The organism is Nocardioides sp. NPDC004968, assembly GCF_040608935.1.
Lineage (GTDB): Bacteria > Actinomycetota > Actinomycetes > Propionibacteriales > Nocardioidaceae > Nocardioides.
In genome coordinates, this window is sequence record NZ_JBEXJF010000044.1 from 33465 (window position 1) to 44970 (window position 11506).

Consider the following 11506-nt stretch of genomic DNA (forward strand, 5'->3'; position numbering starts at 1 on the left):
GATAACCTGCCGAGGCGTCACCTGCGTCGGCCGAGTCGGCACTCGGGTGACGCTTCGGCCGACGGGGCTGACGCTTCGGCAAAACGTGGCAGCGGCGCCGCCGGACATGCCGGGGACGCCGCCGCGTGGGCTCAGGATGAGCTCAGTGATCAGGCCTTGCCCAAGATGCGGTTGAGGTTGGTGCTGCAGACGGGGCAGACGGCCTTGGCCATCTTGGTGCCCTTGTCGTTCACCCGGATCTCACCGGTTGCCTCGCGCTTCTCCTTGCACTTCACGCAGTAGAACTCGCCGCTCCAGGTCTCCGCCATGACGGCCTCCTTGCCTATATGTAACTGGTCGTCGCGACGGGGTTGTCAGGGAAGCCCGTCGGAAGCTCGTCATGACGAGCCAACTCGACCCTACGACACGCGGCGCTTCCTGCGGCAACACGGGCTATCAAGCGAGTGTCGGCGTGTTGGCGTCATACCGGGGGATTCGGGGCTTTCGAGGAAGCATCGAAGGTCTGTCGAAGGCGCTCGCCGAGGTCGCGGAGGCCACCCAAAACTGGAGGGACCCCCGGTGCCTGGATCGTCCTTCGCCTTCCCCTTGCGAAGGCCGTCCGGCGGCGCCGGGGGTCCCACTGACATCGAACTTAAAGAGGATGTGGGAGCGCGTCAACGTGCCACTCCGCGTTGCTTGTGGACAAGATGTGGACAACCCCGCTTTGCTTGGGGACAGCCGGTGGAAGACAAGCGCTTTCCTGTGAGTAACCAAGTGACCGGAAGGAGAATATTCGGTTGAATCAGGACCTTGACCTGGGAAAAGCATTCTCCACCGGTTATGAAGGCAAAAATAGTTGGAGGAAGATTTGGTAGGCGAGCCGTTGTCCCCCGTCGCAGCCCTGCGTCGGATCGCATTCCTGCTCGAGCGCGGGCGCGAGGACACCTACAAGGTGAAGGCGTTCCGAGCCGCGGCGGCAGCGATCCTGCCCCTCTCCGAGGAGGACGTACGCCGCCGGGCGGCCGAGGGCACGCTGACCGAGCTGAGCGGGGTCGGGGCCAGCACGGCCAAGGTCATCACCGAGGCCGCGCGCGGCGAGATTCCGCAGCGGCTGCAGGAGACCGAGCGCGTCCACGGTGGTCCGCTGACCGCTGCCGGAGCGGGCGAGAAGCTGCGGAGCAGACTCCGCGGCGACCTGCACAGCCACTCCGACTGGTCCGACGGCGGGTCGCCGATCGAGGAGATGGCCTTCACCGCGATCGAGCTGGGCCATGAGTACCTCGTGCTCACCGATCACAGCCCGCGGCTGACGATCGCCAACGGTCTCAGCGCCGCCCGCCTGGAGCGCCAGCTCGGCGTCGTCGACGCGGTCAACGACCACCTCGCCGGACACGGGTTCACCCTGCTGAAGGGGATCGAGGTCGACATCCTCGACGACGGCAGCCTCGACCAGAGCGACGAGATGCTCGCCAAGCTCCAGCTGCGGGTCGCCAGCGTCCACTCCAAGCTCAAGATGGAGAAGGAGCAGATGACGAAGCGGATGGTCACGGCGGTCTCCACGACTCGGATGAACGTGCTCGGTCACTGCACCGGCCGGCTGGTCACCGGCAACCGCGGCACCCGGCCCGGCAGCCAGTTCGACGCCCGCAAGGTCTTCGAGGCGTGCGCCGAGCACGAGGTCGCGGTCGAGATCAACTCCCGGCCCGAGCGGAGAGACCCGCCGACCAAGCTCCTCGAGCTCGCCCGCGACGCCGGTTGCCTCTTCTCGATCGACTCGGACGCACACGCTCCGGGGCAGCTCGACTTCCTCGTCCTGGGGTGCGAACGAGCCGAAACGGCGGGTATCGAAGAGGAACGGATCATCAACACCTGGCCTCGGGATCGCCTGCTGGCCTGGGCGAACAGGTAGTTTCTTGACCTATGGACGGCCCGGAGATCGAGGTGCGACGCAGCAAGCGGCGTCGGCGTACGGTCTCTGCCTACCGTGACGGCGACCGCATCATCGTGATGATCCCGGCTGCGATGTCCCAGCGCGAGGAGGCCGAGTGGGTCGAACAGATGGTCGCCCGCCTGGAGAAGGCCGAAAAGCGTCGCAAGCCCAGTGACGATGATCTGATGCGGCGATCCGCCGCGCTGAGCGACCAGTACTTCGGCGGCCTGGCCAAGCCCGACTCCGTACGCTGGGTCGACAACCAGAACAGCCGCTGGGGCTCGTGCACCCCGGGTGACCGCTCGATCCGGCTCAGCGACCGGCTCCGTGGCATGCCGAGCTGGGTCGTCGACTACGTCCTCGTCCACGAGCTCGCCCACCTCTTCGAGGCCAAGCACAACGAGGCGTTCTGGGCGTGGGTCGACCGTTATCCCCAGGCCGAGCGTGCCAAGGGCTACCTGGCCGGCTGGTCCGCAGCCGCCAAGCTCCCCGCCCCTCCGGGCGAGGAGGACGACGATGTCGAAGGGGCCGAAGAGATCGACTGACCCACGGCGTAGGTGAGCGCGACCGTGCCGAGACTCGTCGAGGCGATGTCCTCGAGCCGGAGCGAGCACGGAAACGGCAGATCGCCGAAGAGTCGCTTGCCGGTGCCGAGCAGCAACGGATGCACGAACAGCCGTAGCTCGTCGATGAGCCCGGCACTCATCAGCTGACGGACGAGATCACCGCTCCCGAGCGTGACGATGGTCCCCTGCCCCTCGGTCTTGAGGCCGGCGACCGCATCGACGACGTCTCCCTCGAGCACGCTCGCACCGCTCCAGGCCAGGTCGTCGAGCGTGCGGGTCGCGACGTACTTCGGGGCGGAGTTGAGGCTCGCCGCCATCGGGTTCGTGTCGGGCTGGGTCGGCCAGAACTCCGCCATCTTCTGGTAGGTCCGCCGGCCCATGACGTACGCCGAGGTCTGGGCGCCGATGTCGGGGGAGAGGACCTCCCCGAGTGCCGCGCCGTACGCCGCGCCCCACCCGCCGTGCTCGAAGCCACCCTCCCGGTCCTCGTCGGGGGAGCCCAGTCCCTGCATGACTCCGTCGACGCTCAAGAACTCCACGATCGCCAGTTTTCGCATGACGACAGCCTGCGCCCTGCTCGAATCGGCTGGCTTGAACGAAATCGACCGGCGATCATCGATACATGACGGGCGTGACTCCCGAGGTCGTACGACTGCCCACCCACCCTCGGCTGCAGGGTCTGGTGGCGGGCATCGTGGGCTTCCGCGAGCAGTCGGCCGTGCCGCTCGAGCGGCGCCAGCCCGCCGGGACCCTGCTGCCGCTGGTCCTCTCCTTCGGAGACCCGTTCGAGATCGTCGAGGTCGCCGCGGGGGAGGGCGTTGGGACGTACGGGTCGTTCCTCTCCGGCTTCATGCCCGGGCCGGTCTCGACCCGGTCCGGGCGCAGTCATGCGTGCGTGCAGGTCTATCTGACGCCGCTCGGTGTCTCCCGGCTGCTCGGTGTCCCGGGTCAGGAGGTGGCCGGCAGGGTGATCGCGGCCGAAGACCTGATTCCGCAGCTCGGGCCGTCTCTCTCGGAGCGGCTCGCAGCGGCCGGCACCTGGCGACCGAGGCTCGACCTGGTCCAGTCCGCGCTGCTGGCAAGGGCCGGTGGTGTGGCTGGCGATCCGGTCGATCCGCTGGTGTCGTGGCTGTGGGACCGGATCACCGAATCCGGAGGTCAGGCGCGCATCCGGGACCTCGTGACCGAGACCGGATGGAGCCACCGGTACGTCACGACCTGCTTCCAGCGCGCCGTCGGGCTCACCCCGAAGGCAGCTGCCGGTGTCATACGTTTCGAGCGAGCCGCCGCAGACATCTCGACAAGCTCGATACATCGCCTCGGCACGCTGCCGGTCGCCGAGGTCGCCGCCCGTCACGGCTACGCCGACCAGAGCCATCTGACCCGCGACGTCGTCAGGTACGCCGGTGAACCGCCCTCCGCGCTAGCCGTCAGCCGCCGTCCGACCGCCCACACGGCGCTCGGCACGACCCCGGGAGGTCGGCGCTAGAGGCGAGCCTGGGCGAGCTTGATGAGCTCGAGCAGGTTGTCCTCGGGCTCGGGGATCGCGTCGACCGGCCACCAACGTACGTCCAGCGATTCCTCGCTCACCTCCGGAACCGCACCGGCGGGAGCGACGGCCATGAAGCGTACGTCGAGGTGGTGGACGTCGCCGGACGGCGCACAGAACGGGACCGGGTGCTCGGAGAGCTGCACCAGCCCGGGCAGCGGCACCAGGTCCGGCACGCCGGACTCCTCACGCAGCTCACGGGCGGCGGCCGCCCACAGGGTCGCGTCGTCCTGCTCGAGATGACCACCGAACTGGAACCAGCGCCGCGCCTTGCGGTGGTGGGTCAGCAGCACCGAGGAGCCGTCGTCGGAGAGCACCACGCACGAGGCCGTCAGGTGGTCGGGGACGCACGACTTGAAGACCCCGGTGGGCTCGGCCTCGAGATGGGAGACGTAGCGCTGCCGCAAGGTCTCCTGGGGAGCGGACGGAGCGTCCCACGCCCGCAGGATCGCGACCGCGTCAGCGTGCAGACTCACTCGTCAGCGTCTCCGCCGAGCAGCTTCTTGAGCTCCTCGTCGAAGTCGATCGAGTCGACATCAGGCGCCTCGGCGCCCTCACGGAAGCCGAGCGGGTCGTCGAGGTCGGCCGAGGTGGGCAGCAGCGCCGGGGACATCCAGACGCCGTCGCGCGCCTCGATGCCCTGACGGGTGCGCAGCGAGCCCCACAGGGCAGCCGCGTCCCGCAGTCGCCGCGGCCGGAGGTCGAGGCCGACCAAGGTCGCGAAGGTCTGCTCGGCCGGACCGCCGGCAGCGCGGCGTCGGCGTACGGCCTCCTGCAGCTGCGCCGCGACCGGCATCCTCTCGGCGGTGGCCAGGGCGACGACCTCGTCGACCCAGCCCTCCACGAGCGCCAGCACGATCTCGAGCCGCTCCAGCGCCGCCTTCTGCGCGGGCGAGTCCGGAACCTCGAACATGCCTTCCTCGAACATGTTCTGCAGCTGGGACGGGTCCTGCATCGCGGAGAGGTCCAGGCCGCGCATCTGCTCCTCGATGCGCTGCTGCATGGCCTCCATGTTGAGCTCGACGCCGCGCGCGTAGTCGGTCACGGCCGAGACCACGTGGTCACGCAGCCACGGCACACCGGCGAAGAGCCGCTGGTGGGCGGCCTCGCGCAGGGCCAGGAAGAGCAGCACGTCGTCGGTGCTGACGCCCAGGCCCTCGGCGAAGGGCTCGACGTTGACCGGCAGCAGCGCGGCCTGACCGGGCTCGGTCAGCGGGATGCCGATGTCGGAGACGGAGATGACCTCGCCGGCGAGATGGCCGAGGCCGGTGCCGGCCTGGTTCGCGTACAACGCGCCCATCGCCTTGCCGACGAACCCGATCATCGGGCCCATCTGGGCCTTCATGTCCTCGGGGAGCTGGCCGCTCATGGCGGCCGCGGTCGAGGCCGCGACCGGCTCGATCAGTGGCTTCCACGCGTCCAGCGTGTTGACCAGCCACTCGGCCTTCGACCAGGCGGTGGCCGACTTCACGCCGGAGGGGAACGACGTGGTCTCCTCCAACCAGTGGTCGGCCAGCTGGATCGCGTCGGCGACCGCGTCCTTCTGCTTCTGTGAAGGCGTCGGGTCGGGCGAGGACGCGGCTACCTTGCGGGCGAGGTCCATCGCGACGTCCCAGTTCAGCGGGCCGTCATAGGGCTGTAGCAGCGACTGGATCTGACCGAAGATCTGGCTCAGGTCAGGCATGCCGCCGGGGCCTCCGCCAACGCCGCCGATGGGAAAACCACCGAAGAACGCTTCAAAGGGCGTGCCCTTGAAGGGGTTCTCCGGCTCCTCCGGCTCGTCGGGGCCACCTGGGGTCTGACTCATGTGTCCAGCCTACGCGGTTACGGAAGCCCGCTGTCAGCAAGCACTAGGCTGTTTCCATGGCTGAACCGAAGAATGGCGCCGTCAAGCTTCTCGACATCAGGGAGACCCCTCTCGATGTCACCGAGGTGCTGGCCGCACTCGACGACGACGCTTCCGGCGGGGTGACGCTCTTCGTCGGCCGCGTACGTGACCACGACGGGGGCAAGGGCGTGACCGGCCTCGACTACCAGGCCCATCCGAGTGCCCTCGCCCGCCTCGCGGATGTCGCCGAGAAGGTGGCCGCCGACCACGGCGTCGCGGGTCTCGCCGCCGTCCACCGCACCGGTCACCTCGACATCGGCGACATCGCCGTCATCGTGGCCACCGCCTCCGGCCACCGCGGCGAGGCCTTCGCCGCCTCCCGCGACCTCATCGACACCCTCAAGGCCGAGGTGCCGATCTGGAAGCACCAGGTCTTCACCGACGGCACCGACGAGTGGGTCGGCGCGCCCTGATGCGCGGCGTTGGCACGACCAAATAGGCTGCGTACGTGGACATCCTGCTCTGGCTCGTACCGTCTGCGGTCATCACCGTGCTGGCGATGGCCTGGGTCGCGTTCCTCGGACGTGAGGGGCGAGAGCAGGACCGCGAAGAGGTCGTACGCCGCCTCGGGATCGCGCTCGAGAAGGAGAAGACGCGCGAGCGCTCGAGAAGGTACGCAGCGCCTCAGCCGCCGCCCGACAGGTCGACCGGAGTCGCGGTCCGTGTCAACCGCGATGCCTCTTAGTGTGCACTTGGTCTTGAATGAGAAGGTGACGCTATGACACAGCGCACCCTGGCCGGCCTTGTCGCCCTGCCGCTCGTGGTTGCCCTGATCGTGATCGCCTGGGTCGTTCCGCTGCCTTTCACGATCTACAGCCCCGGGCCGACGGTGAACGTCCTGGGCGAGTTCGACGGCAAGGACATCGTCCAGGTCGAGGGCCACAAGAGCTACCGCGACGAGGGGCAGCTGCGGATGACCACGGTCTCCGAGACCACCCGCGAGGCAAGGCTCGGGCTCTGGACCCTGCTCGGCGCATGGATGAGCGACACCGAAGCGGTCTACCCGCGCGAGGTCGCCTACCCCGACCAGGGCACCGTCGAGGACGACCGTGAGGCCGGGCAGGTGCAGATGGCCAGCGCCCAGGACGCGGCGATCGCCGCGGCGTTCACCAAGCTCGGTGAGGACGTCGACGAGGTCTCGGTCGCCGAGGTGACCGAGGACGCGCCGGCCGCCGGCAAGCTGAAGGCCGACGACGTGGTCACCAAGGTCGGCGACAAGGCGGTCGACACCCCCGAGGAGGTCGTCGCGGAGGTGCAGAAGGTCGAGCCCGGTGACACGGTCGAGCTGACCATCGAGCGCAAGGGCAAGACGCTCACCGAGACCATCAAGACCGGCGAGAAGGACGGCAAGGCCTTCATCGGCGTCTCGCTGGGAGCGACCTACGAGTTCCCCTACGACGTCAAGATCACCCTCGACCCGGCCATCGGCGGACCGAGCGCCGGGCTGATGATGGCGCTCTCGGTCTACGACACCCTCACCGAGGGGCCGCTGACCGGCGAGAAGAAGATCGCCGGCACCGGCACCATCGACGGTGACGGCAACGTCGGCCCGATCGGCGGGATCCAGCAGAAGATCCCGGGTGCGGCCTCGGACGGAGCCGAGCTCTTCCTGGTGCCTGCCGGCAACTGCCAAGACGTCGAGGGCGCCGAGAACGGTGACATGCGCCTGACCCGTGTAGAGACTCTCGACGACGCCGTCAAGGCGATCGAGACCTGGACCGAGGACCCGAATGCCAAGCTGCCGACCTGTGGGAGCACGAAGTGAACGACACCCCTGAGCCCACGCCCGAGCTCAGCCGCGGTCTCGACCTGGAGACCGACCCTGCCCTGGCCACGGCCGTCCTCGAGATCGAGGCCCACGTCGCCGGCGAAGGCTGGGACGGACCGGCGAGGCTCTTCGCGCTCGTCGACACCGCCGCGCTGGTCGAGGCCGAGCCCGCGCTCGCCACGATGATGGGCCTGGATGCTCCCGATCAGGACGGGTCGCTGACCCCGATCGAGCAGGACCAGGTGCCGGTGACGACCCAGCTGGAGGAGGTCCTCCAGACGACCGCCTGGCCCGCCGGGGTCACCGGCTGCGCAGCGGTGGTCGAGCGCCTCGTGCTGCCGCCCGACGCCGACGGCAAGATCCCCGACGACGCCGAGGCGGCCGCGGAGTTCGCCAAGGCGCACCCCGACCGGCAAGAGGTACGCATCGTGGCCGGCGCGACACGTGCTGGTGCTACGTACTGTGCTCTGCGGTTGAAGGCGCACGACGACGACCAGTCGGTCATCGGCGGCGTCGACCTGGTCCCCGAGCTCCTCGAACTGCTGCGTGTCACTCTTGAGGAGAACCCAGACAGCGAGGCTGACGCATGAGTCTGTTCGACGACGACGACCCGGCACAGGCGCCGGCGCGCACACAGAGCACCGGCCGCAACCGATGGCTGGCGATCTCGGCCGTCTCGGTCATCGTGCTCTTCTTCGGCATCAGCGCGTTCGCGGCGATCTACACCGACGCGCTGTGGTACGACGCGATCGACTTCAGCAGCGTCTTCGGCACGGTCTTCTGGACGCGTACGGCACTCTTCGTCATCTTCTTCGTGCTGATGGCGATCATGATCGGGCTGCCCGCGGCGCTCGCATACCGCACCCGTCCCTACTTCCACCCGGCCGACGACATCGGTGGCCTGGACCGCTACCGCGACGCGATCGCCCCGATCCGCACCTGGCTCCTGGTCGGCGTCGCTGGGGTCTCGGGGATCTTCGCCGGCTTCTCGGGCGCCGGCCAGTGGCGTACGTATCTGATGTGGCGCCACGGGCACGACTTCGACAAGACCGATGAGTTCTTCGGCAAGGACATCGGCTTCTACGTCTTCGACCTGCCGTGGTGGCACTACCTGGTCAACTTCGCGCTGACCGGGCTGATCCTCGGCACCATCGGCGCGATGATCGTGCACTACGTCTACGGCGGGATCCGGCTCACCGCGCAGCGCGATCGGTTCACCCGCTCCGCGCAGATCCAGCTCAGCGCCATGCTCGGGATGATCCTGCTGGTCAAGGGGCTCGACTACTGGGTCGACCGCTACGACCTGGTCAACGGCTCCGGGCCCCGCCTGGACGGAATGACCTACACCGACGAGCACGCGGTGCTCCCGGCAAACCAGATCCTGCTCGGCATCGCGGTGATCTGTGGGGTGCTGTTCATCCTCAACATGTGGCGGCGCAGCTGGCAGCTGCCGTCGATCGCGATCTCACTGTTCGCGATCTCGGTGCTGCTGATCGGGATGATCTGGCCCGCGGTCGTGCAGGGCTTCCAGGTCCGGCCGAGCGAGCAGGACAAGGAGAAGCCCTACCTGGCCGCCAACATCAAGGCCACCCAGGACGCTTACGGCATCGCCAAGGACGACCTCGAGGTGACCGAGTACACCTCGCAGGCTGAGGCCGACGGCGCCTCGCCCGAGCAGCTCGACGAGACCGCTTCCTCGCTGCCGATCGTCGACCCCGCGGTGGTCCACCGCGAGTTCGAGCAGGTCCAGCAGGGTCGCTCCTACTACTCCGTGCACGAGCCGCTGGACATCTCCACCTACGAGGTCGGCGGCAAGGAGCGGGCGGTCGTGCTCGGCGTACGCGAGCTCAACCAGGCCGGCATCTCCGACTCCGACCGCACCTGGACCAACCTGCACACGGTCTACACCCACTCCAACGGAGTGATCGCCTCCTACGCCAACATGCGCGGAGCCGACGACAAGACCGAGTCGAACCAGATGCAGTGGGCCGAGGGCGACCGCACCGGCCAGCACGACCTGACCTCGGGCCAGGGCAAGTTCCAGGACAAGGTCTACTTCGGCGAGGACTCGCCGGAGTACTCGATCGTCGGAAAGGCCGGCAAGGGCAACCCGGTCGAGCTCGACTACAACTCCGAGGACGGCGAGACCAGGACGACGTACGAGGGTGCCGGCGGTGTCCCGATCGGCTCCAACTTCCGGCAGCTGATGTACGCCATCCAGTTCGGCTCCACGAACTTCCTGCTCTCCTCGCGCGTGAACGAGAACTCCGAGATCCTCTACGACCGCTCCCCGAAGGAGCGGGTGCAGAAGGTGGCGCCGTGGCTGACCCTCGACGACGACGTCTACCCGGTCGTCGTCGGTGGGCGGATCCAGTGGGTGGTCGACGGCTACACGACCACCGACCGCTACCCGCAGGCCGCGCGTGACTCGTTCGCCTCGATGACCGACGACGCCACCCAGACCTCGACCGGGGTGCAGACGCTGCCGACCGACGAGATCAACTACATGCGCAACGCGGTGAAGGCGACCGTGGATGCGTACGACGGCACGGTCACCCTCTACGAGTGGGACGAGGCGGACCCGATCCTGCAGACGTGGGAGGCGGCCTTCCCCGGCACCGTGATGCCGAAGTCGTCGGTCCCGAAGGAGCTGATGGAGCACCTTCGCTACCCCGAGGACCTCTACAAGGTGCAGCGCTACCAGCTGGCGCGCTACCACGTCTCCGACCCGGACGTCTTCTTCTCCGGTAACGAGCGCTGGGCCGTACCCGAGGACCCGAACGACGACAACCACCAGCAGACGCCCTACCGGATGTTCCTCTCCGACGGCTCGGAGGCCGCTCGGTGGTCGCTGACGTCGGCCTTCGTGCCCTACAACCGTCCCAACCTGGCGGCGATGATGTCGGTGGACTCGGACGCCACCTCGGAGAACTACGGGAAGATCCGGATCACCACCGGCTTCCCCGAGGACACCCAGGGTCCGGGCATGGTCTCCAACGAGTTCCGTACGGACAAGGCGATCGCCGACGAGGTCGCCTCGTTCAACCGCTCCGGATCTGCGCCGGTGTGGGGCCAGGTCATCACCTATCCGACGGCGAAGAACGGCCTCCTGTACGTCGAGCCGATCTACGCCCGCCGAGCGACCGCCTCGACCTCGGGGTATGCCCAGCTGGCCTTCGTGCTGGTCTCCTACGACGGACGGGTCGGCTACGGTACGACGCTGAACGAGGCCCTCGAGGTCGCGCTGACCGGCGCCGCGCCGACGCCTCCGACGGCCTCCGATCCCGACGAGGAACCAGCCGAGACCAACCCACCTCCCTCCGGTGACTCACCGGGCGAGGTCGGCCAGCTCCTCGAGGACGCGCGTGCTCTGTTCGCCCAGGCCGACGAGGCCGGCAAGTCCGGCGACTACGCCGAGCGCGAGCGCCTCATCGCCGAGGCTCAGGACAAGGTCGACCAGGCCGCCGACCTCATCTCCGGAGGCTGAGGACCTCTCCGATTAGGGGTTCGTTTCCCCTCCCGTGTAATGTTCTTCTTGCGACGCGGGGTGGAGCAGCTCGGTAGCTCGCTGGGCTCATAACCCAGAGGTCACAGGTTCAAATCCTGTCCCCGCTACTCCAAGACGAAGGCCCGGACCGAAAGGTCCGGGCCTTCGTGATTTCGGGCTCGACGAGAGCCAGGCGCCCGAGATTGGGGTTCGGGTCAGTTCGCGGGTAGTGTTGTTCTTGCGACGCGGGGTGGAGCAGCTCGGTAGCTCGCTGGGCTCATAACCCAGAGGTCACAGGTTCAAATCCTGTCCCCGCTACTCCGAAACGAAGGCCCGGAC

General features: G+C 68.0%; 12 protein-coding genes and 2 tRNA genes. 10 read left to right on the top strand and 4 right to left on the bottom strand.

The window, feature by feature from the left end; all coding sequences use genetic code 11:
* Window positions 1–149 precede the first annotated feature (149 nt).
* Window positions 150–308 carry a DUF5679 domain-containing protein gene (locus ABZU72_RS25630; protein ID WP_091051197.1) on the bottom strand — a complete coding sequence of 53 codons (159 nt, stop codon included), beginning with the start codon at window positions 306–308 and terminating at the stop codon, window positions 150–152.
* A 554-nt stretch (window positions 309–862) separates the two neighbouring features.
* Between ABZU72_RS25630 and ABZU72_RS25635 the strand changes: the two genes are divergently transcribed.
* Both ABZU72_RS25635 and ABZU72_RS25640 read left to right on the top strand, forming a co-directional pair.
* Window positions 863–1888 (top strand): PHP domain-containing protein, encoded by a 1026-nt coding sequence (locus tag ABZU72_RS25635; protein WP_355021602.1) that lies wholly within the window; start codon window positions 863–865, stop codon window positions 1886–1888.
* 11 nt (window positions 1889–1899) lie between these two features.
* Window positions 1900–2454 carry a M48 family metallopeptidase gene (locus tag ABZU72_RS25640; protein ID WP_355021603.1) on the top strand — a complete coding sequence of 185 codons (555 nt, stop codon included), beginning with the start codon at window positions 1900–1902 and terminating at the stop codon, window positions 2452–2454.
* On the opposite strand, the gene ABZU72_RS25645 is transcribed toward ABZU72_RS25640, so the two are convergent.
* Window positions 2364–3032 carry a dihydrofolate reductase family protein gene (locus ABZU72_RS25645; protein WP_355021604.1) on the bottom strand — a complete coding sequence of 223 codons (669 nt, stop codon included), beginning with the start codon at window positions 3030–3032 and terminating at the stop codon, window positions 2364–2366. The genes ABZU72_RS25640 and ABZU72_RS25645 overlap by 91 nt on opposite strands.
* Before the next feature lie 65 nt (window positions 3033–3097).
* Here ABZU72_RS25645 and ABZU72_RS25650 point away from each other — a divergent pair, with 65 nt between their 5' ends.
* On the top strand, window positions 3098–3964 hold the full coding sequence (locus tag ABZU72_RS25650) for a helix-turn-helix domain-containing protein (RefSeq protein ID WP_355021605.1): 867 nt from the start codon (window positions 3098–3100) through the stop codon (window positions 3962–3964).
* Here ABZU72_RS25650 and ABZU72_RS25655 read toward each other — a convergent pair.
* Window positions 3961–4500 carry an NUDIX hydrolase gene (locus ABZU72_RS25655; protein ID WP_355021606.1) on the bottom strand — a complete coding sequence of 180 codons (540 nt, stop codon included), beginning with the start codon at window positions 4498–4500 and terminating at the stop codon, window positions 3961–3963. The two genes, ABZU72_RS25650 and ABZU72_RS25655, sit on opposite strands and share 4 nt — an antisense overlap.
* Window positions 4497–5831 carry a zinc-dependent metalloprotease gene (locus tag ABZU72_RS25660; protein ID WP_355021607.1) on the bottom strand — a complete coding sequence of 445 codons (1335 nt, stop codon included), beginning with the start codon at window positions 5829–5831 and terminating at the stop codon, window positions 4497–4499. Before ABZU72_RS25660 ends, ABZU72_RS25655 begins: the two co-directional genes overlap by 4 nt.
* A 56-nt stretch (window positions 5832–5887) precedes the next feature.
* On the opposite strand from ABZU72_RS25660, the gene ABZU72_RS25665 reads away from it, so the two are divergent.
* The 7 genes from ABZU72_RS25665 (at window position 5888) to ABZU72_RS25695 (ending at window position 11485) form a co-directional block, all read left to right on the top strand.
* Window positions 5888–6325, top strand: coding sequence for a molybdenum cofactor biosynthesis protein MoaE (locus ABZU72_RS25665; RefSeq protein WP_355021608.1), 438 nt, complete (start codon window positions 5888–5890; stop codon window positions 6323–6325).
* Window positions 6326–6360: 35 nt separating this feature from the next.
* Window positions 6361–6597 carry a hypothetical protein gene (locus ABZU72_RS25670; protein WP_160027430.1) on the top strand — a complete coding sequence of 79 codons (237 nt, stop codon included), beginning with the start codon at window positions 6361–6363 and terminating at the stop codon, window positions 6595–6597.
* A gap of 33 nt (window positions 6598–6630) precedes the next feature.
* Window positions 6631–7677 (top strand): PDZ domain-containing protein, encoded by a 1047-nt coding sequence (locus ABZU72_RS25675; protein ID WP_355021609.1) that lies wholly within the window; start codon window positions 6631–6633, stop codon window positions 7675–7677.
* Window positions 7674–8270 (top strand): PPA1309 family protein, encoded by a 597-nt coding sequence (locus tag ABZU72_RS25680; RefSeq protein ID WP_355021610.1) that lies wholly within the window; start codon window positions 7674–7676, stop codon window positions 8268–8270. Before ABZU72_RS25675 ends, ABZU72_RS25680 begins: the two co-directional genes overlap by 4 nt.
* Entirely contained in the window at window positions 8267–11167 is a 2901-nt protein-coding gene (locus ABZU72_RS25685; protein ID WP_355021611.1) for a UPF0182 family protein, read from the top strand. Before ABZU72_RS25680 ends, ABZU72_RS25685 begins: the two co-directional genes overlap by 4 nt.
* A 54-nt stretch (window positions 11168–11221) precedes the next feature.
* Window positions 11222–11295: transfer RNA gene (locus ABZU72_RS25690), tRNA-Met, on the top strand.
* Window positions 11296–11411: 116 nt separating this feature from the next.
* Window positions 11412–11485, top strand: a tRNA-Met gene (locus ABZU72_RS25695).
* Window positions 11486–11506 lie beyond the last annotated feature (21 nt).